The organism is Rhodobacter sp. Har01, from assembly GCF_020564565.1.
Classification (GTDB): domain Bacteria; phylum Pseudomonadota; class Alphaproteobacteria; order Rhodobacterales; family Rhodobacteraceae; genus Pseudogemmobacter.
In genome coordinates, this window is sequence record NZ_JAJCTD010000001.1 from 803,451 (window position 1) to 828,428 (window position 24,978).

The 24,978-nt window shown below is 67.4% G+C and carries 21 protein-coding genes; 6 read left to right on the forward strand and 15 right to left on the reverse strand.

The features are described from left to right. Positions 1-63: 63 nt before the first annotated feature. The 3 genes from LHP98_RS03850 to LHP98_RS03860 form a co-directional block, all read right to left on the reverse strand. Positions 64-2,262, reverse strand: a complete 2,199-nt coding sequence (locus tag LHP98_RS03850) for a PAS-domain containing protein (RefSeq protein ID WP_227251151.1) — start codon at positions 2,260-2,262, stop codon at positions 64-66. After that, positions 2,259-3,407, reverse strand: a complete 1,149-nt coding sequence (locus LHP98_RS03855; RefSeq protein ID WP_227251152.1) for an FIST N-terminal domain-containing protein — start codon at positions 3,405-3,407, stop codon at positions 2,259-2,261. Before LHP98_RS03855 ends, LHP98_RS03850 begins: the two co-directional genes overlap by 4 nt. A 65-nt stretch (positions 3,408-3,472) precedes the next feature. Continuing rightward, a complete protein-coding gene (locus LHP98_RS03860) occupies positions 3,473-4,156 on the reverse strand; it encodes a response regulator transcription factor (RefSeq protein WP_227251153.1) in 684 nt (227 codons plus the stop codon). A 151-nt stretch (positions 4,157-4,307) separates the two neighbouring features. On the opposite strand from LHP98_RS03860, the gene LHP98_RS03865 reads away from it, so the two are divergent. After that, positions 4,308-4,766, forward strand: coding sequence for a lytic transglycosylase domain-containing protein (locus LHP98_RS03865; protein WP_227251154.1), 459 nt, complete (start codon positions 4,308-4,310; stop codon positions 4,764-4,766). 4 nt (positions 4,767-4,770) lie between these two features. Here the strand turns inward: LHP98_RS03865 and LHP98_RS03870 are convergent, their stop codons facing one another. From LHP98_RS03870 to LHP98_RS03910, 9 genes are all read right to left on the reverse strand, one after another. Beyond that, positions 4,771-6,315 (reverse strand): trimethylamine methyltransferase family protein, encoded by a 1,545-nt coding sequence (locus LHP98_RS03870; protein ID WP_227251155.1) that lies wholly within the window; start codon positions 6,313-6,315, stop codon positions 4,771-4,773. 98 nt (positions 6,316-6,413) lie between these two features. Further along, entirely contained in the window at positions 6,414-8,039 is a 1,626-nt protein-coding gene (locus tag LHP98_RS03875; protein ID WP_227251156.1) for an alpha-D-glucose phosphate-specific phosphoglucomutase, read from the reverse strand. Then, a complete protein-coding gene (glgX, locus tag LHP98_RS03880; protein ID WP_227251554.1) occupies positions 8,036-10,132 on the reverse strand; it encodes a glycogen debranching protein GlgX in 2,097 nt (698 codons plus the stop codon). The genes LHP98_RS03875 and glgX overlap by 4 nt, the downstream gene beginning before the upstream one ends. A 14-nt stretch (positions 10,133-10,146) precedes the next feature. Beyond that, positions 10,147-11,598, reverse strand: a complete 1,452-nt coding sequence (gene glgA / locus LHP98_RS03885; RefSeq protein WP_227251157.1) for a glycogen synthase GlgA — start codon at positions 11,596-11,598, stop codon at positions 10,147-10,149. Between the two features lie 108 nt (positions 11,599-11,706). Next, the gene (gene glgC, locus LHP98_RS03890; RefSeq protein ID WP_227251158.1) at positions 11,707-12,978 is read right to left on the reverse strand and encodes a glucose-1-phosphate adenylyltransferase; all 1,272 of its coding nucleotides are present in this window, start codon (positions 12,976-12,978) and stop codon (positions 11,707-11,709) included. Between the two features lie 28 nt (positions 12,979-13,006). Then, a complete protein-coding gene (gene glgB, locus LHP98_RS03895) occupies positions 13,007-15,178 on the reverse strand; it encodes a 1,4-alpha-glucan branching protein GlgB (protein WP_227251159.1) in 2,172 nt (723 codons plus the stop codon). Positions 15,179-15,201: 23 nt separating this feature from the next. Then, the gene (locus LHP98_RS03900) at positions 15,202-17,616 is read right to left on the reverse strand and encodes a glycogen/starch/alpha-glucan phosphorylase (protein WP_227251160.1); all 2,415 of its coding nucleotides are present in this window, start codon (positions 17,614-17,616) and stop codon (positions 15,202-15,204) included. A 273-nt stretch (positions 17,617-17,889) separates the two neighbouring features. Then, the gene (locus LHP98_RS03905) at positions 17,890-18,237 is read right to left on the reverse strand and encodes a DUF5368 domain-containing protein (RefSeq protein WP_227251161.1); all 348 of its coding nucleotides are present in this window, start codon (positions 18,235-18,237) and stop codon (positions 17,890-17,892) included. 16 nt (positions 18,238-18,253) lie between these two features. Further along, positions 18,254-19,597, reverse strand: coding sequence for an NAD(P)/FAD-dependent oxidoreductase (locus LHP98_RS03910; protein ID WP_227251162.1), 1,344 nt, complete (start codon positions 19,595-19,597; stop codon positions 18,254-18,256). 210 nt (positions 19,598-19,807) lie between these two features. Between LHP98_RS03910 and LHP98_RS03915 the strand changes: the two genes are divergently transcribed. After that, the gene (locus tag LHP98_RS03915) at positions 19,808-20,242 is read left to right on the forward strand and encodes an RrF2 family transcriptional regulator (RefSeq protein WP_227251163.1); all 435 of its coding nucleotides are present in this window, start codon (positions 19,808-19,810) and stop codon (positions 20,240-20,242) included. Positions 20,243-20,247: 5 nt separating this feature from the next. Here the strand turns inward: LHP98_RS03915 and cueR are convergent, their stop codons facing one another. Beyond that, a complete protein-coding gene (cueR, locus tag LHP98_RS03920) occupies positions 20,248-20,649 on the reverse strand; it encodes a Cu(I)-responsive transcriptional regulator (RefSeq protein WP_227251164.1) in 402 nt (133 codons plus the stop codon). Next, positions 20,646-23,030: a heavy metal translocating P-type ATPase gene (locus LHP98_RS03925; protein ID WP_227251165.1), complete on the reverse strand. Its 2,385-nt coding sequence runs from the start codon at positions 23,028-23,030 to the stop codon at positions 20,646-20,648. The genes cueR and LHP98_RS03925 overlap by 4 nt, the downstream gene beginning before the upstream one ends. Before the next feature lie 129 nt (positions 23,031-23,159). Between LHP98_RS03925 and LHP98_RS03930 the strand changes: the two genes are divergently transcribed. The 3 genes from LHP98_RS03930 to LHP98_RS03935 all read left to right on the forward strand — a co-directional run bounded on the left by LHP98_RS03930 (position 23,160) and on the right by LHP98_RS03935 (position 24,037). After that, on the forward strand, positions 23,160-23,351 hold the full coding sequence (locus LHP98_RS03930; RefSeq protein ID WP_227251166.1) for a heavy-metal-associated domain-containing protein: 192 nt from the start codon (positions 23,160-23,162) through the stop codon (positions 23,349-23,351). 128 nt (positions 23,352-23,479) lie between these two features. Continuing rightward, positions 23,480-23,611 carry a hypothetical protein gene (locus LHP98_RS19455; RefSeq protein ID WP_264473567.1) on the forward strand — a complete coding sequence of 44 codons (132 nt, stop codon included), beginning with the start codon at positions 23,480-23,482 and terminating at the stop codon, positions 23,609-23,611. A gap of 87 nt (positions 23,612-23,698) precedes the next feature. Continuing rightward, positions 23,699-24,037 (forward strand): TfoX/Sxy family protein, encoded by a 339-nt coding sequence (locus LHP98_RS03935; RefSeq protein WP_227251167.1) that lies wholly within the window; start codon positions 23,699-23,701, stop codon positions 24,035-24,037. Between the two features lie 67 nt (positions 24,038-24,104). Here LHP98_RS03935 and ndk read toward each other — a convergent pair whose 3' ends face one another. Further along, a complete protein-coding gene (gene ndk / locus LHP98_RS03940) occupies positions 24,105-24,527 on the reverse strand; it encodes a nucleoside-diphosphate kinase (RefSeq protein ID WP_227251168.1) in 423 nt (140 codons plus the stop codon). Between the two features lie 164 nt (positions 24,528-24,691). Here ndk and LHP98_RS03945 point away from each other — a divergent pair, with 164 nt between their 5' ends. Continuing rightward, positions 24,692-24,976: a hypothetical protein gene (locus tag LHP98_RS03945; RefSeq protein ID WP_227251169.1), complete on the forward strand. Its 285-nt coding sequence runs from the start codon at positions 24,692-24,694 to the stop codon at positions 24,974-24,976. The last annotated feature ends 2 nt before the right edge of the window (positions 24,977-24,978 follow it).

A 24,978-nucleotide genomic window follows, 5' to 3' on the forward strand; every position in this document is an offset into this window, starting at 1 on the left:
GTGGTGCAGACTATGCAACGTCGGGGCGCGGCGCCATACTTCGATAGTCGTATCCCGGAAGTATCAATTGCCCTTGGGGGTGGCCAGCGCCAGCCGCAGGGCGGCGGCGTCGATGGGCTTGTGGATCAGGCCCAGCCCGGCGGCGCGGGCGGCCTGCGCCAGCGCGGGCGCACGGTCGGCGGTGATCAGCCGGGCAGGCACGGCGCCGTGGCGGGCGTGCAGCGCGGCCACGAAGGCCAGACCGTCCATCCCCTGCCCCAGTTGCTGGTCGACCAGGAACAGGTCGGGCAGGATGCCGATCTCGTCGATCAGGGCAAAGGCCTCTTCGCCCGAGGCGGCCTCAAGCACGCCCAGCCCCCAGGTTTCCAGAAGATGCGCCAGCGCGCGGCGCAGGTCGGCGTCGTTTTCCACCAGAAAGACGATGCGGCCCTGGGTCTGGGGGGCCTCATGCACCGGGGCCGAGGGGGCGGCGGCGGGGGCCTCGGCGGCCAGCGGCAGGCCGACGCGGAAGGTGGTACCCTTGCCAAGGGTCGAGTCCAGCGTCAGCGGATGATCCAGCAGTGCACAGGCGCGTTGCACGATGGCCAGGCCCAGACCCATGCCTTCGCTGGCCGAGGCGCGGGCGTTCAGGCGGTGGAACTCCTTGAAGATATCCTCGCGGGCATGCGCAGGGATGCCGGGGCCGGTGTCTCGGACTTCGATTTCAATCGCGCCGGGGCGGCGGCGGGCGCCGACCAGCACGCGGTCGGTGTCGGTGTAGCGGATCGCGTTGCCGATCAGGTTCTGCAGGATGCGGCGCAGGTAGGCCGGGTCGCTGTCGACCACGGCGCGGCTGGCAACGACGGTCAGCCGCAGGCCCTTGGTGGCGGCAAGGGGGGCGAATTCCTCATGCAGTTGCGCCAGCAGGCGGCCCAGCCGGACCGGGCCGACGCTGACCGCGGCCTTGCCGGATTCCAGCTTGGAGATGTCGAGAAGCGCGTCGAGGATGCCTTCGACCGATTGCAGCGCGTTTTGCGCCTTGTCCAGCGCGGCCCTTGCGGCGGGGTTCAGCGCGGCGGCTTCGATGGCAGACAGGAACAGTTTCGCCGCCGACAGCGGTTGCAGCAGATCGTGGCTGGCGGCGGCGACAAAGCGCGACCGGCTGGCGTTGGCGCGTTCGGCATGGGCAAGGGCGTCCTGCAATTCCAGCGTGCGTTCGGTCACGCGCGCTTCAAGCGTTTCCTTGGCGCGGCTCAGCGCCTCAAGCGCCTCACGTTCGGCTGTGACGTCGGTGAAGCTCATCACGAAGCCACCGTCGGGCATGCCCTGGGCGAAGACGTCCAGGATCGGCCCGTCGCCGGGGCGAACGGTGAAGGACAGCGCGGCGCGGGCGGTGCGGCCGGCGACCCAGTCCATCAGCCGGGTTTCCGACATGCCGGCGCCGAAGGCCAGGTCGGCGCGGAACCGGCTGAGCAACTGGTCGAACGACGCCCCCATCCGCAGCCGCCCGGCTGGCAACGACAACAGCACCGACAGCCGCCGGTTCCAGCCCACCAGCCGGCCATCGCGGTCAAAGATCGCCACGCCCTGGTTGATGTGGTCCAGCGTGGCCCGGATGATGCGGGCCTGGTCGTCCAGCGCCTTGCCGCGTTCATGCCGTTCGGCGCGGATGATGTCGGTGACATCGGTCTGCAGGATGACGGTGCCGCCGTCGGCGGTGCGGTGTTCGCTGACCTGCACCCAATGGTCCTGCACCATGCGGACGTTGAAGATCACGTGCCGGTCCAGGTGCCGCTGCATCCGGCGCACCACCCAGGCCTCGGGCGTTTCGGTTTCGGGCAGCGCGAGGAAGGCCGAGCGGCTGGCCATGGCAACATAGTCGGCGAAGGGCAGGCCCGGCGACAGCCGCCCCCGCAGGTCCTGCATGTGCATGCCGAAGCGGCTGTTGCACATCACCAGACGGTCGTCGCGGTCGAACAGCGCAAAGCCTTCCTGGATGGTCTCGATGGCCGAGGCCAGGTTCTGCCGCGCCGTTTCCGCCTCGGCCTTGGCTTCGGCAAGGCGGGAGTTGGTGGCGTTCAAGAGCGCCAGCGCGCGTTCCAGATCGCGGGTGCGGTCGCGGACCTGATCCTCCAGCAGGGCGGCGCGCTGGAACTGGGCGTAGGCGGCGCCGCTGTCATCCGTCACCCGCTCCATCCGCCGCATCAGCGCGGTGGCGATGGTCAGCAGCTTTTCCGCCCGCCGGTCGGGGGCATCGGCGGGGTCGATCAGCGCCTCGATCATGGGCCGGCCTCGGGCGCCCAAAGGGCGACGCCGGTCATGGTCTGGTTGACGTGCATGGAATTCCACTGCTCGCCATAGGTCGAGAACCCGGCCACCCCATGCGCCCTGAGCACGCTTGAGACGGCGCCGAAGCGCTGCTTTTCCTGCGCCTCGATGCGGCGCAGAAGGCAGTCGCAGGCCAGGATGGCCGAGGGTCTTGCGTCGGCGGAAAGCTCGGTCAGGGCGGCGTCCAGGTGGTCGGCCATGTCCATCGGCTCGGCCAGGGTCAGGACAAGGCCCTCGTCGATGGCCGAGAAGAACACCAGATCGCCGTTCGGGGCCATGCGCTGGATGGCGCGGACGTGGTGGCGGCCGCCGATGCGGACCACAACCGGGTGGGCGGCAAAGGTGAAGGCGGTCAGTTGCGCGGGGTCCTTGCCCAGAAGGCGGGCGTATTCGCGGGCGGCGGGTTCGGCGTTGATCTGGTGCACCACGCGGCGGGCCGGGTCGGCGCCGGTCACCACCATGCGGCGGTCGGTGGGGACCAGATGGTCAAGGCTGAACACGCTGGCGAGGCAGGCGGTGCGGATCATCGCCAGCACGGCGGCGCCCTGGCGGAACCGCCCCCCGGACAGCACGAAGGTCTGCCCGAAGCGTAACCCGTCGCCGGCCGAGCCGCCGAACAGCGGCACCGGGCCAAGGCCGGGGCCAAGGGCGGCGGTCAGTTCGTCTTCGCGGATCGACAGGCCGTCGACCATCAGGAAGGCGAACTCGCCCTGCCAGACGGGGTGGCGGTCGGCCAGAGCCGCGCGGGCGCGGATCATCCGGCCGATCAGGCCCTGCCCGTCGATATGGGTCAGGTCGATTTCCAGCACCTCGGCGGCGAAGGTGGCGGCGGGCAGACCGACGGCGACGATTTCGCCCTCGGCATAGCCTTCGGCCGAGATCTCCCCCGCCGTGGTGCAGCCGATCACCGGCGCGCCGCCGAAGGCCCCGGCGGCAAGGCCTGCCTGCACCGCCAGCCGGTCGGCCTCGGGCGAGACGAACAGCAGCACCGCCGCGAACGGCCCCGGCCCCAAGGCCAGCGCCAGCCGGTCCAGCGCGGCCGGGTCACGCGCCGGGGCATGGGCGCGCGGCATCACCTCGGGCCGGGTGTGACCGTCCATCGCCCTTGTTCCTCCGGTTAAGGGAACCCCAGCCTATGCGTCCTGACCCCGCCCCGGCAAGCGGCTCAGCCGACTTCCGGCATCAGGCTGGTGAAATCGGTGGTCTTGGCCATCAGCACCGCCTGGGTGCGGCTTTGCACCCCCAGCTTGCGCATGATGGCTGTGACATGGGCTTTGACCGTGGTCTCGGCGATCGACAGGTCCCAGGCGATCTGCTTGTTCAGCTTGCCCTCGCAGATCAGTTGCAGGATGCGCGCCTGCTGCGGGGTCAAGAGCGCCAGCCGCGCAATCGCCGCCGCGCGGGCCGAGGCGCGGGGGCTGCCTTGCGGCGCGGGCTCATAGCCTTCGGGCAGGTAGGGGGTGCCCTGGTGCACCGCTTCGACCGCGGCTCGGAACGCCTCGCGCCGGGCGTGTTTGGGGACAAAGCCCGCGGCCCCTGCGGCAAGGCAGGCGCCGATCACCCGCGGGTCATCCATCGACGACACCACCAGCACCGGCACCTCGGCCGCCACCTGCCGCAGCCGGATCAGCCCGTCGATGCCCATCACATCGGGCAGGTTCAGGTCCAGCACCACAAGGTCGGGCAAGGGCGCACGGGCCAGCCGCGCAAGCGCGGTTTCCAGCCGGTCCGCCGTCTCGATCCCGGTCAGGCCGGCCACGGCGCGCAGCGTCATCGACAGCGCGTCGCAGAACAGCGGATGGTCGTCCACGATCAGGGCCGTGGCCATCGGGCGGGGGGCAAGGGGCATGGCGCGGCTCCGGCAGGGGCGGTTGCCGGGCAGAGTAGCGCCGAGGGGCGGCCCTTGCCACAGGCGGAAAGTCGGACACGGGGTGAGGGCCGGCTTGCGCGCAAGGCGCGGGTTTCCTATGCCTGTCCGCCGTTGCCGTGTGAGGTTTCCGATGCCGCTGTCCCGCCGATCCCTTCTGCTGATGCCGCTGGCGCTGGCCGCCTGCGGGGGCCGCCCCGCTGCCCAGGCGCCGACCGGTGACCTGCATGCCGGCGAGACGCCCGAGATGCGGGCGCTGATCCACAAGTATGCCGGCATCCACGGCATCCCCGAAAGCCTGCTGCACCGGGTGATCCAGCGCGAAAGCGGCTACAACCCGGGCGCGCGCAACGGCCCCTACTATGGGCTGATGCAGATCCTGCCGCAGACCGCGCGGACCATGGGCTATCAGGGCCCGCCCGAGGGCCTGCTGGATGCCGAGACCAACCTGATCTACGCCGGCCGCTACCTGCGCGGGGCCTGGATGGTGTCGGGCGGCGATCAGGACCGCGCGGTGATGTGGTACGCCAAGGGCTATTACTACGAAGCCAAGCGGCTGGGCCTGCTGCGGGAAACCGGGCTGCGCGCGTAGGCCGCTAGTACCAGGCGTCGTCCATCGCCGCCTTCTTCTGCGCCACGAAATCGCGCAACCCGTCACGCAGGCCATCGTCCAGCGGCGGCGCCTCATATTCGGCCAGGCGCTGCTTCCAGGCCCGGTTGGCCCGGGTCGCGGCGTCGGTGGAACCCGCCGCTTCCCACTTTTCAAACGGCTCGTTGTCGGCCAGGCCGCTGTCCCAGAAGGCGGTTTCGTAATGCGCCATGGTGTGGCTGCAGCCGAAGAAGTGGTTGCCCGGCCCGACCTCGGCAAAGGCATCGACGGCAAGGGTGTCGTCGTTCACCGTCACCCCGTCCAGATAATGGTGCAAGGCGCCACAGAGGTCATCGTCGAGCATGAACTTTTCATAGGACATGCTCAGCAGCCCATCCAGGAACCCCGCCGAATGCAGGATGAAGTTGGCGCCGCAATGAATGGCGGCCAGCATCGACATCGTGCCTTCGGTCATCGCCTGGGCATCGGGCAGCTTCGAGGTGGTGAAGTTGCCCGAACAGCGCAGCGGCAGGTTCAGCCGGCGGGCAAGCTGGCCGATCACCATGCTGCCGATCGCCGGCTCGGGCGTGCCGAAGGTGGGGCTGCCGGAGCGCATCGCCATCGACGACAGGAAGTTGCCGAAGATCACCGGCGCGCCCTTGCGCTCCAGCTGCGTCAGGGCGCAGCCGGCCATGGTTTCGGCCAGCGATTGCGCGATGGCGCCGGCGCTGGTCACCGGACCCATCGCCCCGCCCAGGATGAAGGGCACCACCACGGCGGCCTGATTGGCGCGGGCATAGGCCCTGAGCGAACGGGTCATGGTGCCGTCCCAGACCAAAGGCGAATTGACGTTCACATTGCCCAGGATCACGCAGTTTTCGTCCACGAAGCCCGCCCCGAACAGGATGCGGCACATCTCGATGCTGTCTTCGCTGCGTTCCTCGGCGGTGACCGAACCCATGAACGCCCGGTCCGACAGTTCGATATGCGCCATCACCATGTCGAAGTGGCGCTTGTTCACCGGCACGTCGGTCGGTTCGCAGATGGTGCCGCCCGAGTGGTGAAAGCTGGGGCTGGCCTGCGCCAGCATGATGAAGTTGCGGAAATCCTCCATCGTGCCGAAGCGGCGGCCGCGATCGAGGTCCATCACGAAGGGGCTGCCATAGGCGGGCGAGAACACCACGTTCTTGCCACCGATGCGGATGGAGTTGGCGGGGTTGCGGGCGTGCTGGGTGAATTCGGCCGGGGCGGAGGTCAGGATTTCCCGCAGCATTCCCGGCGCGAACCGCACGCGCAGCCCGTCGATCTGCGCCCCGGCCTGGCGCCAGAGGTCCAGCGCGACCGGGTCGTCGCGGAACTCGATGCCGGTCTCGGCCAGGATGCGGTCGGCGGCACGTTCGATGCGCTGCAGGTTGTCTTCGGACAGGATGTCGTAGGGCGGGATGTTCCGCACGATGTAGGGCCGTCCGACCCCGCCGCCCTTGCGGCTGCGTTCGGCGGCCCGCGCCTGCCGGCCAGACCGGGCCCGTCCTTCGTTGCGCACGTCTGACATTGCCGACCCCCCCCCTGCCGCAAACTCGACACCAGTGTCAGGTTCCTGCGGCCGGGGGTCTGGTCCATGTCCGACATGGAAATGGCGCGAATGAACCTTCAGGTCACCACATCGGGCGTGCTGCGCCCGGTGTGCGCGGCGATGCCGGCGATGGCATGGGCGGCGCGGATGATCGGGGCCAGCGCCTGTTGCGGGTTGTGGTCCAGACCGTCCGGCCCCGCCACATAGCGTTCCAGATACAGCCGCAGCGTCGCGCCTTCGGTGCCAGTGCCGGACAGCCGGAACACCGCGCGCGAGCCACCCGAGAACAGCACCCGCACGCCCTGCGCCCGGCTGATCGAGCCGTCGACCGGGTCGGTATAGGCGAAGTCGTCCGCCGCCTCGATGGTCAGGCCCTGCACGTCCGTGCCCGGCAGGCCCGCCAGACGTCCCCGCAGCGCGGCCATCATCGCATCGGCCTTCGCCGTCTCGATCGCCTCGAAATCGTGCCGGCTATAGTAATTGCGGCCGTAGGTCGCCCAATGTTCCCGCAGGATCCCGGCCACCGACTGCTTGCGCGCGGCCAGGATGTTCAGCCACAGCAGCACAGCCCAAAGCCCGTCTTTCTCGCGCACATGGTCGCTGCCGGTGCCAAAGCTTTCCTCGCCGCACAGTGTGACTTTCGCGGCATCCAGCAGGTTGCCGAAGAACTTCCACCCTGTCGGCGTTTCATAAGCCGCGATCCCCAGCGCCGCCGCCACCCGGTCGGCCGCGGCAGAGGTCGGCATCGAGCGCGCCACGCCGGCCAGTCCGCGGGCATAGCCCGGCGCCAGATGGGCGTTCGCGGCCAACACCGCCAGACTGTCCGAGGGCGAGACATAGATGCCGCGCCCGACCACCATGTTGCGGTCGCCGTCGCCATCGGAAGCGGCGCCGAAATCGGGGGCATCGGCACCGAACATCTCATCCATCAGGGCCTTGGCCCAGGTCGGGTTGGGGTCGGGATGCATCCCGCCGAAATCCGGCAGGGGTGCAGCATTGACCACGGTGCCCTTGGCCGCACCAAGGCGGTTTTCAAGGATTTCAACGGCATAGGGGCCGGTCACCGCACACATCGAATCCATTCGCATCCGGAACCCGCCGGCGAACATCGCCCGGATCGCGTCAAAACTGAAAAGGCTTTCCATCAGCGCAGCATAGTCCGCCACCGGATCGACCACATCGACCGCCATTCCCGCCAGATCATGCCGCCCGATGCGCGACAGGTCGACATCCTGCGCCTGAACGATGCGGTATTCGGTGATCTCTGTGGTGCGCGTGAAAATGCTTTCTGTCACCGCCTCGGGCGCCGGGCCACCGTTCGGCATGTTGAACTTGACGCCGAAATCCTCGGTCGGGCCGCCGGGGTTGTGGCTGGCCGACATGATGATGCCGCCATCGGTCTGGTTCAGCCGGATCAGGTGGCTGGCGGCCGGCGTGGAGAGCAAAGCCCCCTGCCCCACGATCACCCGCGCCGCGCCGTTCGCCGCCGCCATCCGCAGGATCACCTGCGCCGCGCGGTCGTTGAAATAGCGTCCGTCGCCGCCAAGGACGAAGGTCTTGCCGGCACAGCCCACCACGTCGAACACCGCCTGAACGAAGTTCTCAAGGTAGTGCCGCCCCATGAAGACCGCGGTCTTCTTGCGCAGCCCGCTGGTGCCCGGTTTCTGGCCTGCAATCGGCGTGGTCGCTACGGTGGTGGTCATGGATGCTCATCCTTCGGTCGGGCGAATGTGGCGCGCAACAGCAGCACCGACTGGGCCGGAGCCTCATGCGGTGCGGGTCCGTGACCCATGTCCGGGCGCGTGGTGTCAAGGATCAGCTCCCACCCCGGGGCGCTGTCGGGCAGCACCAGCGTCACCGCCGGGCCGCAGTTGAACACCGCAAGCACGGCGTCCTGCGACGGGTCGCCGCCTTCGGCAGACATCCGCAATTCGGCGCAAAGACAGCGGAAGGCCGGATCGTGCCAGTCCTGGGCCGAGGGCTCGGTGCCGTCGGGACGGCGCCAGATCACGTCGCGCAGGCCATCGGCCGGGCGTTCCCGCGCATGCAGGAAACGGCGCTGGCGCAGCACCGGATGCGCCTTGCGCAAGCCGGCCAGCCGATGAACGAACGCCATCAGCCCGGTATCCGCGTGATCCCAGTCCAGCCACGACACCTCATTGTCCTGGGCATAGGCGTTGTTGTTGCCGGCCTGGCTTTGCCCCATCTCGTCGCCCGCCAGCAGCATCGGCACGCCTTGGCTCAGAAACAGCGTCGCCAGCAGGTTGCGCTTGCGCAAGGCCCGCGCGGCCAGCACCGCCGTGTCGGTGGTCGGGCCTTCCACGCCCAGGTTGTCCGAGTGGTTCTCGGAATGCCCGTCGCGGTTTTCCTCGCCGTTGGCCCAGTTGCGCTTGACGGTGTAGCTGACCAGGTCCTCAAGCGTGAAGCCGTCATGGCTGGTCAGGTAGTTCACCGACGAGGTCGCTGCGCGGCCCGAATGGTCGAACTTCTCGGCGCTGCCAAGCAGCCGCGCCGCCAGGTCGCGGGTCATCCCCGCATCGCCCTTCCAGAACCGCCGGACGCCATCGCGGAAGCGGTCGTTCCATTCCAGGAACGGATGCGGATAGGCGCCCAGCTGATAGCCGCCGGGGCCGATATCCCAGGGTTCCGCGATCAGCTTGACCCGGCTCAGCACCGGGTCCTGGCGGATCACGTCAAAAAACCCGCCCTGCGGGTCGAAGCCATGCGCCTCGCGCCCCAGCACGGTGGCCAGGTCAAAGCGGAAGCCATCGACATGGCCGACCTCGACCCAGTAGCGCAGGGCGTCCATCACCATGCGCAACACCATCGGGTGGGTCAGGTTCAGCGTATTGCCGGTGCCGGTGTCGTTGACATAGCGCCGCCCGCCATCAGCCAGGCGGTAGTAGCTGGCATTGTCCAGGCCGCGGAACGACAGGGTTGGGCCCCATTCGTCGCCTTCGCCGGTGTGGTTGAAGACCACATCCAGAATGACCTCAAGCCCCGCCGTGTGCAGCCGGCGCACCATGGTCTGGAATTCCCACAACCCGCCCTTGGCCATGTAGCGCGGCTCGGGCGCGAAGAAGGCCAGCGTGTTGTAGCCCCAGTAGTTGCGCAATCCCCGCGCGACCAGCATGCGTTCGTCCAGGAACGCCTGCACCGGCAGCAGTTCCACCGCGGTGACGCCCAGGCCCAGCAGGTGCTCGATCACGGCATCCGAGGCGAGGCCCAGGTAGGTGCCGCGCAGGCCCTGCGGCACCCGCGGATGGCGCATGGTCAGGCCGCGCACATGCGCTTCGTAGATCACCGTTTCGGGGCGATGCGTGCGCGGGGCGGCATCGCCGTCCCAGCCGTAGGACGGGTCGGTCACCACCGACTTGGGCGCGGCGAAGGCGCTGTCGCGGGTGTCGTAGCTGAGGTCGGCCTTGGGCGAGCCGATCTTGTAGCCCATCAGCGCATCGGACCACTTCAGCCGGCCTTCAAGCGCCCTTGCATAGGGGTCGAGCAACAGCTTGTGCGGGTTGAAGCGGTGGCCGCGCTCGGGCTCATATGGGCCGAAGGCGCGGAAGCCGTAAACCGTGCCCGCGGTCAACCCGCCGACATGGATGTGCCAGATGTCGCCGTCGCGGTCGCGCATCGGCAGGCGAGCCATCTCGCGCCGGCCATCGGGCGAGAACAGGCACAGCTCGATCATCTCGGCATGGGCCGAAAAGACGGCGAAGTTCACCCCGTCGCCGGTCAGCGTGGCGCCCATCGGCCAGGGCCGTCCGGGGGCCACGGCATGGCCGTTCGCCCGCATCAAGGGCAGCTCGGTCACCCCTTGAGCCCCTGATACAGCGCGGCATAGGCGGCGGCGCTGGTCTGCCAACCGACCGCTGCCGCCATGGCGTTCTTCTGCACCCGCGCCCAGGCCTTACGGTCGGCGTGCAGCGCCAGCAAGCGGCGCAGCGCCCCGGCAAAGGCCAGGGCATCGGTGGGCCAGAAGCTGATCCCGGTCGCAACCCCGGCTGCCATCGCTGCGGGTGAAGCATTGATCACCGTATCGGCCAGGCCGCCGACAGCCGCCACCACCGGCAGCGTGCCGTAGCGCAGCCCGTAAAGCTGGGTCAGCCCGCAGGGCTCGAACCGGCTGGGCACCAGCACCGCATCGGCGCCCTGGAACATGCGGTGGCTCAGGCCCTCGTCATACCCGATGCGCAGGCCGACCCGGCCCGGGAAACGGGCCACAAGACCGCGCACCGCAGCCTCCAGTCCCGGGTCGCCCGACCCGAGGATGACCAGCCCGCCCCCGCCATCGAGAAAATCCGGCAGCGCGGCTGGCAGAAGGTCGATGCCTTTCTGATCGGTCAGCCGTGAGACGATGATGGCCAGAGGCCCCGGCACCTCAATTCCGAACTCGGCGCACAAGCCCGCCCGCGCCGCCGCCTTTCCGGCCATGTCGCGGGACGAATAGGCATTTTCCGCTTCGACCTCGGGCGACCATACGTCCAGGTCGACCCCGTTCAGGATGCCCGACACGACACCTGCCCGCGCCGAAATCACGCCTTGCAGACCCATCCCGAACTCGGGCCGCATCAGTTCCGTTGCATAGGTCGGCGAGACGGTGGTGATCCGATCGGCGGTGACAAGGCCCGCTTTCAGGCTGGAGATTCCGCCATAATACTCCAGCGCGCCCGGATGGAAGGCACTGGCCGGCAACCGAAGATCACCCAGCATCACGGCCGAGGACTGGCCCTGGAAGGCGATGTTGTGAACCGTCATGACCGACCGGCAGCCGCCGTTGCCGTGATATGCCAGATAGGCCGGAGCATAGCCCGCCTGCCAGTCATGCGCGTGCAGGACGTCTGGTTTCCAGTCGCCCAGGCCCTCGCGTGCGATACGTGCCGCCACCCAGCTCAGCGCCGCAAAACGCTGCGCATTGTCCCAGTGGTCGCCGCCCGGCCCGTTGTAGGGCCCGCCGTCGCGGTCATACAGATGCGGAGCGTCAAGCAGCAGGACCGCCACGCCCTTCACCTCGCCTGCAAGCACCCGCCCGGTGCCGCCCCAGAGCGCTTGCTCAACCAGCACCTCGGGCCATTCGGCGGCCATGTCGCGCAACTGGCGATAGGCCGGGATCAGCACCCGCATGTCCCAGCCCGCGCCCTTCAAGGCGCCGGGCAGCGCCCCCACCACATCTGCCAACCCCCCGGTCTTGACCAGAGGCACGCATTCCGACGCGACCGAAAGCACCCGCCCGCCCATCTGTCCCCGTCTCCCGTCCTTCATCCTGGCTCAAATACCCTGCGGGGTAGTTCGTCTGTTTCGCCATCGGTTCGAAAAACCGATGGTCTGGGACGCGCAAATCCTCCGGGGCATACCCCGCGCGCCCGGCCCTCAGCCCAGGGCCCTGGCCCGCGCGTCGAGCATCTCCTGCGTGATCAGCACGATGCCAGAGTCGGTGCGGCGGAACCAGCGCCCGTCTTCCTCGGCATCCTTGCCCACCACCAGCCCCTCGGGGATGATCACGCCGGAATCGATCACGCAGTTCCGCAGCTCTGCCTTGCGGTTCACGATCACCCGCGGCAGTGCCACGACATATTCCAGCGCGCTGAACGAATGCGTCCGCACCCCGGTGAACAGCAGCGAATTGCGCACCTCGGAGCCCGACACGATGCAGTCGCCCGAGATCAGCGACGACACCGCCATACCGCGGCGATCATCCTCGTCATGGATGAACTTCGCGGGAGGCACGATCTCGGAATAGGTCCAGATCGGCCAGGAATTGTCATAGATGTCCAGCTTCGGCACGAAATCCGTCAGGTCGATGTTGGCCTGCCAGAAGGCGTCGATGGTGCCGACGTCGCGCCAGTAGGGCTCATCCTCCAGGCCGCTTTTCACGCAGCTGTCAGAGAACTTGTGCGCCATCGCCTTGCCGTTCCTGACGATCTCGGGGATCAGGTCGTTGCCGAAATCGTGGCTGGAATTGTCGTCCACCATGTCGCGCAACAAGAGGTCGCGCAGGAAGGCCCAGTCGAAGACATAGATCCCCATCGAAGCCAGCGCATTGTCGGGATCGCCCGGAATGCCCGGCGGATCCTTCGGCTTTTCCAGGAACTGGGTGATCCGCATGTCGCGGTCGACATGCATCACGCCAAAGGCGGTCGCTTCCATCCGCGGCACGGTCAGGCAACCGATGGTGACGTCGGCGCCGGTGTCGACATGCTGGCGCAGCATCAGCTCGTAATCCATCTTGTAGATGTGGTCGCCCGCCAGCACGACGACATATTTGATCGCATAGCTGTCGATGATGTCGATGTTCTGCGCCAGGGCATCCGCGGTGCCGCGGTACCAGTTCACCTCGTCCATCCGCTGGCTGGCCGGCAGCACGTCAAGGTATTCGTTCCGCTCGGCCCGGAAGAACCCCCAGCCGCGCTGGATGTGGCGGATCAGGCTGTGCGCCTTGTATTGCGTGGCGATGGCCATCTTGCGGATGCCGCTGTTCAGGGCGTTCGACAGCGCGAAGTCGATGATCCGGGTCTTGCCGCCGAAATACACCGCTGGCTTGGCGCGGCGGTCGGTCAGTTCCTTCAGCCGGCTGCCGCGCCCGCCAGCCAGCACGAAGGCCATGGCCTGCGAGGACAGTCGCTGGTTCGATCTTGGCTGCATCTGGTTCTCCGTCCCCGACCGACGCATGTCAGCCCTGCTGAAGATAGACTGCCGACAACGGCGGCAGCGTGACAAGCGCCGAATGCGCACGACCCTGCGCCGGCACGGCCTCGGCCCTCACGCCGCCCAAGTTGCCCCGGTTGCCGCCACCATATGCCGCAGCATCGGTGTTCATCACCTCGGACCATTTCCCGCCGGCGGGCAGGCCCAGCCGATAGCTGCGCTCGACCGGGGTCATGTTCACCGCCACCACCACCATCGGGTCTTTTGCGGCACCCTTGCGGACCCAGGCATAGACCGAGGCGCCGGCATCGTTCGCCTCGATCCACTCGAACCCCTCGGGGCGGCAGTCGTTGACATGCAACGCCGGGGTGTCGCGGTAGATGCGGTTCAGGTCGCGCACCAGCGCCTGCACGCCGGCATGCGCGGGCAGGTCAAGCTGGTGCCAGTCCAGGCTCTGGTTGTGGTTCCATTCCGCGCCTTGGGCGAATTCCTGACCCATGAACAGAAGCTTCTTGCCCGGGTGTCCCCACATGTAGCCGTAGAACGCCCGCAGGTTTGCGAACTTATGTTCGGCATCGCCGGGCATCCGGGTCAGCATCGATCCCTTGCCATGCACCACCTCATCGTGGCTGATCGGCAGGATGAAGTTCTCCGACCAGGCATAGACCATGCCGAAGGTCATCTTGTGGTGATGGTATTTGCGGAACAGCGGGTCTTTCTGCATGTAGCTGAGGGTGTCGTTCATCCACCCCATGTTCCACTTGAAGCCGAACCCCAGCCCGCCCCAGTTCGCCGGCCGCGAAACCCCCGGAAAAGCGGTGCTTTCCTCGGCCACCGTCATCACGCCCGGGCATTCGCCGTAAGCGGTGATGTTCATCGCCCGCAGGACGTCGATCGCCTCGTAATTCTCGCGGCCGCCGTCGCGGTTAGGGATCCACTCGCCCGCCTTGCGGCTGTAGTCGCGGTACAGCATCGAGGCCACGGCATCCACCCGCAACCCGTCGACGTGGTATTCCTCAAGCCAATACAAGGCGTTGGAGACAAGGAAGTTCTTCACCTCAAGCCGGCCGTAGTTGTAGATCAGGGTGTTCCAGTCCTGGTGAAACCCCTCGCGCGGATCGGCATGTTCGTACAGAGCGCTGCCGTCGAACCAGGCCAGGCCATGCGCGTCCGACGGGAAATGCCCCGGCACCCAGTCCAGCAGCACGCCCAGGCCCTTGCGGTGCGCGGCATCCACGAAGGCGCGGAATTCCGAAGGTGTGCCGTGCCGGATGGTGGGGGCGAACAGGCCCACCGGCTGATAGCCCCAGCTTCCGTCGAACGGGTATTCGGAAACCGGCAGGCATTCGATGTGGGTAAACCCCATGTCGACCGCATAACCGACCAGTTGTTCGGCAAGCTCGTCATAGGACAGCATCCGGTTGCCCGGCGCCCGCCGCCATGACCCAAGATGCACCTCATAGACCGAGATCGGCGCGTCGATCGACTGCCGCGCCTGTCGCCCGGCCATCCACTCCGCATCGTGGAACTCGCCGCCGATCCGGCGCACCACCGAGGCCGTGGCGGGGGGATGCTCGGACCCGAAGCCCGCCGGGTCTGCCTTGAGCGGCAAGAGTACGCCGCCGGGGCCGCGGATTTCGTATTTGTAGGCCTCGCCCTCCAGCAACCCGGGCACGAAGATCTCCCACACGCCGGTCGGGCCGCGCCGCCGCATCGGGTGGCGCCGGCCGTCCCAGATGTTGAAGTTGCCCACAACGGAAACCCGCTCGGCATTCGGCGCCCAGACGGCGAAATGCACGCCGTCCACGCCTTCATGGGTGATCAGATGCGCACCCAGCACTTGCCACAGCCGTTTGTGCGTGCCCTCGCCCAGCAGGTATTCGTCCATCTCGCCCAGCACCGGGCCAAAGCGGAAGGGATCGTCGAACTCCCATTCCGTGCCGCCGCCTTGCGCCCGCAGACGATAGGCCGCCTTGCGCCCCTGCACATGGCTAAACAGCCCCGGGATGCCCGGATAGGCCTGCGCCTCGGCAACCGTCTTGCCCGAGACGACCCACAGCCGGTCGGCCCCCGGCACGAAGGCGGTGATGACCCACTTGCCGCCGCGTTTTTGCGGCCCCAACACCGAGAACGGATCGCCATGGCGCCCCTCGGAAATGGCCCAGGCAGCGCCGGCCTCCAGCAGTTCGTCGCCCATCGGACCCTCCCGGACGGCACCCGTTACAGCGCGGGCGTCACGTCCCATACATCCTTCATGTAGCCGCGAATGGTGCGGTCCGACGAGAAGAACCCGGACCGCGCCGTGTTCATCGCTGCCATTCGGACCCAGGCGCCCGGATCGGCATAGGCCGCATCCACCCGCTTCTGCGCCGCATGATAGGCGTCGAAATCCGAAGCGACGAGGAAATAGTCGCTGTGCCACATGCCATGCACGAGGCCATGATAGCGTTCCGGCTCATCGGGGCTGAAGCGGCCCTCGGCGATCATCTGCAGCACGTCCTGCAGGGGCTGGCTCGCCTCAATGGCCTTGCGCGAATGCTCGGGGTCTTCGCGGCGCTTTTGCACCTCTTCCGCGGTCAGGCCGAACAGGAAGAAGTTCTCTTCGCCCACCTCTGCCAGAATCTCGACGTTGGCGCCGTCCAGCGTGCCGATGGTCGGGGCGCCGTTCATCATGAATTTCATGTTGCCGGTGCCGCTGGCCTCTTTCCCGGCGGTCGAAATCTGTTCCGACAGGTCGGCGGCGGGCACCAGGCGTTCGGCCATACTCACGTTGTAGTTCGGCGGATAGACGATCTTCAGCAGGTCGCCGGTCTTGGCATCGTTGTTCACCACGACCGCCACGTCGTTGATCAGGCGGATGATTTCCTTGGCCACCGCATAGCCCGGTGCGGCCTTGCCGCCGAAGATGCGCACCCGCGGCACCGGGTTCGAGATCGCGCCGCTGCGCAGCGCGTGCCAGTGGGCGATGCATTCCAGGATGTTCAGCAGCTGCCGCTTGTATTCGTGGATGCGCTTGACCTGCACGTCGAACAGCGCATCGGGGCTGACCTTGACCCCGAACTCGCGCCCGATCCAGTCGCTGACCTGCGCCTTGTTCGCCCGCTTGGCGGCGGCAAAGCGGTCGCGAAAGCCCGCATCGTCGACATGAGCGCGCAACCCGTCCAGCCGGTCGAGATCATCCTCCCAGCCGGTGCCGACGGCGTCGGTGATCAGCCCTGCCAGCGCAGGGTTCGACATCTTCAGCCAGCGCCGCGGCGTGACGCCGTTGGTCTGGTTGATGATCCGGCCAGGGTGCAGGCGATCCAGCTCGGGGAACAGGTTCTTCTTCACCAGGTCGGAATGCAGCGCCGAAACGCCGTTGACCTTGTGGCTCATGATGAAGGCCAGCTCGCCCATCCGCACCTCGTGGTGCTTGACAATGCCCACGTAATGCGGCCGCGACGGGTAGGTGCGGCGGTGCCAGCTGTCGATGCGCTCGACGATCTGCATGTGGCGCGGCAGCACGGTGCCGAAGGTGAAGGTGGCCCAGCGTTCCAGCGCCTCGGGCAGAAGCGTGTGGTTGGTGTAGCCCAGGCAGGCCCGCGCCGTAGACAGGGCGTCCTCGAACGGCAGCCCGTGTTCGTCGGACAACAGCCGCACCAGTTCCGGCCCGGCAATCGCCGGGTGGGTGTCGTTCATCTGGATCGCAACGTGTTTCGGAAGGGCCTTCAGGTCGTCATGAGCATAAAGATAGCGGCGCAGGATGTCCTGCAGCGCGGCCGAGGTCAGAAAGAATTCCTGCTTCAGCCGCAACTCCTTGCCCTGATAGGTGGTGTCATCGGGATAGAGCACGCGGCTTAGCGTGCGCGCCAGCGCCTCGGGCTCGGCCGCGGCGGCATAGTCACCGCGGTTGAACCGCGCCAGGTCGAACATCGTCGTCGGCTTGGCTGCCCAGAGCCGCAGGGTATTGGCCCATTTGCCCGCCCAGCCGATGACGGGCGTGTCATGCGCCTCGGCAAGGACGGTTTCGCCGGGCACCCAGACCTCGCGTCCGTCGCGGGTTTCCACCTCGCCCTTGAAGCCCACGGTGTAGCTGCTTTCAGGGCGCGGGAATTCCCAGGGATGAGCCTGATTGAGCCAGTCTTCCGGGGTTTCCACCTGGCGCCCGCCCTCGAACCGCTGGCGGAACAGCCCGTGTTCATAGCGGATGCCATAGCCATAGGCCGGACAGCCCAGCGTGGCCATGCTTTCCATGAAGCAGGCCGCCAACCGCCCCAGGCCGCCATTGCCCAGCGCCGCATCGGGTTCGTCCTGGATCAGCGTCTCAAGGTCCTGGCCAAAGCCGGCCATGGTCTTTTCTGCCGCCTCGTACAGGCCAAGGTTGATCGTCGCGTCTTCCAGCAGGCGGCCGATCAGGAACTCCATCGACAGGTAGTAGACGCGCTTGCGGTTCTCGGCCCAGGTGCGGCGGGTGCTGGCAAACCAGGGTTCCACGATGCGATCACGGATCGCAAACGACAGCGCCATGCGCCAGTCGTAGCGGCTGGCGTTCGGAGCGTCCTTGCCCAGGGTGAAGGTCAAGTGATGCAGGACAGAGGACTGAAGGCGGTCAGGCGAAAGGCTGAGGTCGTTCACGGCGGGTCCTGCATTGGTCATGGGTCACTTGGCAGCCTAGGCCGGCCATCGGGCGGGTCAAGCGGATAGGCAGACCGAGTTTCGGCGCCCGGACGCGTGGTCAACGTTCAAAGCGCTTTGATGTTACCGCAATCATCCGGCAAATCCAGTGAATTCGCCCGCTGAAAACCGCGGCTCTGTGCAAGCGAAACCGCTTTGAACCCAAAGCCGCGAAGGGCGGAAACGTCCGGGGACGAAAAAGCCCCGGCCGTGAGGGACCGGGGCATTATCAGGCATTGGGCTGCAAATGGAGGGTCAGCCCGGCCCTCGGACCAGCGACTGCACCGAATAGACCAGGATTGCAAGCCCGACCGCCCCCAGGACCGCAACGCCCAGAAGCACGATCCAGTCAACCGGTCCGCCGATGTTGGAAAAGCTGGACGAGGTGACCTTTTGCACGAACAGCACCGCCGCGACGGCGCCGAAGGGCATCGACAGCTGCGCCCAGAGGAACTTGCGCCAACTGACCCGGTGATCGCGGATCAGGACAAAGAAGTACAGCAGGGTGATCAGCGCCGCCACCGCAACCATGGTCCAGAACAGGCCTCGGCCGAACATTTCCTCGAAGACGGCGATCAGGGTGGAAAGGGTCAGGTCCTTCATCTCTTTCTCCGTCGGTTCAGGCTTTGCCGCGCAGCATGGCGTTGTAGGTGGCTTTCAGAGCCACCTCCTTCATCAGCCAGCTGATCCAAAGTTCTTCCAGCGGGGCGATCAGCCCGGGGAAGGACGGCACCAGGTTGTTGTTGTAGTCGAACTCGACCAGCATCGCCTTGCCGACGCGAGTAATCATCGGGCAGGAAGTGTAGCCGTCATAGACCTCGGTCCCTTCGCGGCCCTCGATGGCGGCAACCAGGTGATCCTCCACCACCGGCACCATCCATTTGACCGATGCCGCCGTCTTGCCCTTGGGCACGCCGGCCACGTCCCCCAGAGCGAAGATCTCGGGGTAGCGCAGGTGGCGCAGGGTCTTCATGTCACATTCGACCCAGCCTTGGTCCGTCCACTTGTCGGCCCAGGACAGGCCGGACTGGCGGATCACCTCGGGGGCGCGCTGCGGCGGAATGACGTGCAGATAGTCGTAGGGCAGTTCGACCGTCGATTTCACTTCGGCCTTGGTCGCCGCATCCACTTCGGTCTTCTCGAACTGCGCCGACTTCTTGCCGGGATCGATCGACATCAGCTTGTGCTGCAGGTGGGTGGTGACACCGCGTTCGCCGAACAGCATCCGCACCTTCTCGGCCACGATCGGCACGCTGAACAGCACGGGCTGCGGCGCGGCAAAATGAATCTCGTACTTGCCCGGGCCGACGGTGCGCCCGGCAATATCCTCAATCAGGAAAGTGTGCTTCAGGGGTGCGCCAGCGCACTTCATTTCGGTCGCGGGCCGGGTGAACAGGCCCACGCCGCCCTCTTCCGTGAACTTTCGGGCGGCTTCCCAGGTCTTGGCCGCATAGTCCGGGCCGGCATAGAGCGCGCCGATGCCGTTCGTGCCCACCATGTCCAGCGAAAAGCCGGGGATTGCATCGTGGTCCAGCACCAGACCGGGCGCCACGATCAGGAAATCGTAGTCCAGCCGGGTGCCGCCTTCGGTCGCGACAGTCTTCGCATCGGGGTCAATGGCTGCGGCCTTCTCTGCGATCAGCGTCACCTCTTTCGGCAGCCAGTCGGCGGTCTTCGAGAGCGTGTAGGAGGCCGGCTTCAGCCCCGCTGCCACCAGTGACAGGCCCGGCTGATAGAAATGGTCCGCCCGACCATCAAGCAGCGTGATCGTGGCACCCTCCAGACGCTCGACCAGCCGGTTCGCCATGGAGGTGCCCGCCGCACCTGCACCGATGATGACAATCCGTGCCGAAGTCCGCACCTTCGCCGCGCGTGCCGGTCCCAAGGTGGCTGCGACCGCCGCTCCGCCAGCCGCCAGCCCCAGGAACCCACGCCGGCCCAACAGCCGCATATCGCTTTGCATCACGCCTCCCCCTCTACGCATGCTCACATCTGAATATGTCATATGTATACAATTGTAAACCGAAATTTTCGCTATGGTGGCGTTAACAGGGGCGAAATGACGCATCGGACCGACACCAATTCGCGCCGGCCGGGCCGGATTTCTGATCTGGATCATGGTTTGCGAAGTCTCACATGCCCAATTTCCCTGGACAATCCTGAGGAGGTCTTCATGCGTCTGACCACCCGAACCAGTCTGGCGATGCGCGCCCTGATGTTCTGCGCGATCAACACCGGGCGCACTGTCCGCCGGCAGGAGGTTGCCGAGGCGACCGGCGCCTCGGAAAACCATCTGGCCCAGGTGATCCACCTGTTGGCGCAGAAGAAATTCCTGCACACCGTGCGCGGCCGAACCGGCGGGTTGCAGCTTGCCCGCCCGGCCGAGCGCATCACCGTGGGCGAGGTCTTCCGCGCCTTCGAGAAGGTCATTCCCTTCGCCGAATGCTTCAAGGGCACAGCGCCGGAATGCCCCCTGGCCGAGGGGTGCCGTTTGAACTGCGTCCTGGCCGAGGCGCTGGATGCCTTCTACGCCCGGCTTGACCGCAGCACCGTGGCCGACCTGGTGGTCGAGAACACCACGCTGGACAAGATCCTCCGCGTCGCCTGAGGCTTTCAGGCGCAGCAGGACGGCCCCTTTGCCAGGCCCGACAGGATCGGGCAATCGGGCCGCGCGTCGCCCTTGCAGGCATGGACAAGCTGCGAAAGCGTGTCCTGCATCGCGTGCAGTTCGGCCAGCTTGGCCTCGATCCGTTGCAGGTGGCGCTCGGCCAGCGCCTTCACATCGCCGCTGGCCCGCGCCTTGTCTTCGTACAGCGCCAGCAGCGACCGGCAATCGTCGATGGAAAAGCCCAGGGACCGCGCCCGGCCGATGAATTCCAGCTTGTGCAGGTCGCTCTCGCGAAAGGCGCGATAGCCGTTGGCGGCGCGCAAGGGCCGGATCAGGCCGATCTCTTCGTAATAGCGGATGGTCTTGGCCGGCAGGCCGGCGCGGGCGGCGACGTCCTTGATGTTCATGTCACCTCCTTGACGAAACGCAGCCGCAGCGCGTTGGTCAGCACGAAGACCGAAGACAGCGCCATCGCCGCTGCCGCCAGCATCGGCGAAAGCTGCGGCCCGCCGAAGGGCACCAGCACGCCCGCCGCCACCGGGATCAGCGCCGCGTTGTAGCCGAACGCCCAGGCCAGGTTCTGCCTGATGTTGCGCATCACCGCGCGGGACAGGCGGATGGCACTGGCCACGGCGAGAGGGTCGCCGCGCATCAGCACCACCTCGCCGGCCTCGATGGCGACATCGGTGCCGGTGCCCATGGCGATGCCCACCTCGGCCGCCGCCAGCGCCGGCGCATCGTTGATGCCGTCGCCGACAAAGGCGCCGCCCTGGGTGCGGATCAGGTCCAGCTTGCCTTCGGGCAGAACGCCCGCCGACACGTCCGAAATCCCCAGGGCCGCCGCCACCACCCGCGCCGCGACCGGGCTGTCGCCGCTGATCATCGCCGGGGTCACGCCCATGTCCTTCAGCGCCGCCACCGCCCGCGCCGCACTGGCGCGCGGCGCGTCGGCCACCGTGATCAGGCCCTGCACCGCGCCGTTGCGGGCCACGAACAAGACACTTTGCCCCTGTGCTGCCGCCTCATCGGCCAGCACCCGCAGCCGGGGCGGTATGGTCGGAAACATCCGCGCCGCCCCGACAAGGGTCGGCGCGCCCGCCACCACCGCCTCGGCGCCAAGGCCCGGGTGCGCCACGAAGCCGGTCGCCTCGGGCACCTCGCCCGCCGCCGCCAGCACCGCCGCCGCCAGCGGGTGTTCGCTGGACGCCTCGACCGCCGCCGCGCCCGGCAGCACCCAGCCCGGCCCATGCACCGCCATCACGCGCGGCTTGCCTTCGGTCAACGTGCCGGTCTTGTCGAAGGCCACGCGCGTCACCCCGGCCAGCCGCTGCAACGCGTCGCCCCGCCGGAACAGCACCCCCAACTCGGCCGCCCGGCCAGAGCCGACCAGAATGGACACCGGCACCGCAAGGCCCATGGCGCAGGGGCAGGCGATGATCAGCACCGACACGCCCGAGACCAGCGCGCGGGCGATATCGCCCGTCACCGCCAGCCAGACCGCCGCCGTCACCAGGGCAATCGCCATCACCACCGGCACGAACCACAGCGTCACCCGGTCGACCAGCGCCTGCACCGGCAGCTTGGACCCCTGCGCCTCTTCCACCAGCGCCACGATGCGCGCCAGCACCGTGCCCGCGCCCACCGTCCGCACTTCGACCGTCAGCGCGCCGGTGCCGTTCACCGTGCCCGCGCTGACCGCATCGCCCGCGCGCTTGGCCACCGGCAGCGGCTCTCCGGTCAGCATGGATTCGTCCACCGCTGAGCCGCCCGAGACCACCGCGCCATCGACCGGCACCCGCTCGCCGGGCCGCAGGGCGATGCGCATTCCCGGCAGCAGGCTGGCCACCGGCACCTCGGTCCCGTCCTCAAGCCGCGCGGTTTTCGGCTGCAGGCCCACCAGCCGCGCAATCGCCGCCCCCGCCTGCCCGCGCGCCCGGGCCTCCATCGCCCGGCCGACCAGGATCAGCACCACGATCACCGCCGCCGCCTCGAAATAGACCGCGCGCGATGCCGCCGGCACCAGCGAGGGCGCAAACAGCACCACCGTCGAATAGGCCCAGGCGGCGAGGGTGCCCACCGCGACCAGGCTGTTCATGTCCGGCGCCCCGCGCAGCAACGCCGGCAAGCCCTTCAGGGTGAACCGCCGCCCCGGCCCGGCCAGCACCAGCGTCGCCAGCACGAACTGCATCAGCCAGATTTGGCGCGTGCCGAAGGTCATCCCCAGCCAGTGGTGAAACGCCGGGATCAGGTGCCCGCCCATCTCGGTGACGAACACCGGCAGCGTCAGCGCCCCCGCCAGGGCCGCTGCACGCCACAACTTGCGCTCTTCCGCCCGCGGATCGGCGGGCCTGGCCGAAGCCAGCGGCGTGGCGACATAGCCCGCCTTGGTCACCGCCGCCGCCAGCCGTTCCGGCGGCACCGGCTCCCACAGCGTCACCTGCGCCCGCCGCGTGGCCAGGTTCGCCACCGCCGAGGCCACCCCGGGCTGCGCCTTCAGCACCCGTTCCACCCGGCCAGTGCAGGCGGCACAGGTCATCCCTTCGACCGACAGGTCCACCACCAGCGGCTTCACCGGATAGCCCGCCTTCGCCAGCGCGCCCGCCATGCCTTCGCGCGTGGCCGGCGCATGGAACCGCACCAGTGTCTCGCCGGTGCCGAAATTGGCGCTGGCGGTCTCGACACCTTCCTGCGCCGTCAGCACCCGCTCGACCCGCGCCACGCAACTGGCGCAGGACATGCCCTCCAGGTGCAGGCGGGCGGTCTCGTTCACGGGGGCGGGGGCGTTCATCGGGGAGACTCCTTCCCCATCCATATGGGGCTTCCAGTCACGGGAAGGTCAAGCCCGCCGCCGACCGCAGGCTTGCCCTTGACCTTCCAGCGACCGGAACGCCCATATGGGGGCAAAAGGAGCACTCCCATGACCACGCTTTCCGTTCCCGACATGACCTGCGGCCACTGCAAGGCCAGCGTCGAGGCCGCCCTGGCCCCCCTTGCGGCGAAGGTCGAGGTCGATCTGGCCACCCGGCAGGTCCGCGCCGAAGGCGCGCCTACCGCGGCCCTTGTTGCCGCCCTTGCCGAAATCGGCTTTCCGGCGAGTGAATTGACCTGACCCTGTGGCAAATGCCGCACTTGTGATTCGGAAATCCGCAAAGGTGCCGCATCCCTGACTTGCCCGGGCCACGCCCGGGGCGCAATCAAGGGGTATCGGAAACAAGAGCCAGAGCGGAGAGCAGTCACATGGCCACGGCACAGATTCAACAGGGCGGCACCCCGGCGCCGACCGCACAACCCCAGCAGACCCAGCCGGGCACGGCCACGCCGCAGCCGCAGGCCGGCAAGCCGATCTACAAGGACTGGGCGTCGATCTGACCCCTGCCCTGTAGACGCCTTGAAGACGCCTTGACGAAACCGGGGGCCAGCCGTCACGCTGGCCCCTGTTGCATTCGCGCAGGCGCCATGTCCGACCCGGTCTCGTCCATCCCCAATCTCGGCCCCGCCAGCGAAGCGGCCTTTGCCCGCGCGGGCATTCACTCGGCCGATGAAATCCGCGCCCTCGGCGCGGACGAGGCCTACCGGCGGCTTCTCCTGTCCGGTTCAGCCCCGCATTTCATCGGCTACTACGTGCTGGTGATGGGCCTGCAGGGCCGGCCCTGGAACGATTGCCAGGGCGACGAGAAAAAGGCCCTGCGTCTGCGCTTCGATGCGCTGAAAGCCAGCCTTCAGGGCACCAAGGAAAAGGGCCGCTCCGATCTGGAGGCGGCCCTGTCCTATTTCGGCGTGGTGGAACGCCGCTGATCCCGGGCGACGGAATTCGACGTCGAATTCCGTCCACGATTTCCGGCTTCGGAAATCGTTTCCGCGCTTAGCCGACCAGCTCAAGCCCCGAGAAGAAGAACGCAATCTCGCGCGCCGCCGAGGCCGGGCTGTCCGAGCCATGCACCGAATTCTCGCCCTTCGACAGCGCGAATTCCTTGCGGATGGTGCCCGCATCGGCCTGCGCCGGATCGGTCGCGCCCATCACTTCGCGGTTCTTCGCGATGGCGCCGATCCCTTCCAGCACCTGCACGACCACCGGCTCGCTGGCCATGTAGTCCACCAATTCACCATAGAAGCCGCGCTCCTTGTGCTCGGCGTAGAACTCGCCGGCCTGCGCCGGGGTCAGGTGGATGCGCTTCGACGCCACGACCCGCAGGCCGGCGTCTTCGAACTTGGCAATGATCTTGCCGGTCAGGTTGCGCTTGGTGGCGTCGGGCTTGATGATCGACAGGGTGCGTTCGGTGGCCATCTGGCTCTCCATGCTGGGTGGGGCCTTGCTGGCCCGTGGTCCGTAATGGCCGGGCTGCTAGCACGCGCCCGGGATGAAGAAAAGACGGCCTGCGACAGGCTGACGCTTGCCCGGAGAGAATCCTCCGATAAAAATACTCGGGATTTTCGCTTGTGAGGCCGACCATGCCCCTCCGCCCCAGCCTTCTTTTCGCCACCCTGCTGCCCTTGCCCGCCCTGGCACAAGAGGCCCCGCCGACCCTGCCCTTCACCTATGCGATGTTCGAGGAATCCGTCCCCCACGTCGACCTTGACGTCTGCCCGGTGCCGCTGGACGGACCAGACCGGTTCTGCCGGATGACATCGCAGTTGGCCACGCTGAACGTCTTCGTCTTCTCGGATCAGGGTGACCAGCCGCTGATTGCCTACCGCAGTTGGCCCGCCGAACTGCTGGCCGGCCTGATGGACTGAGC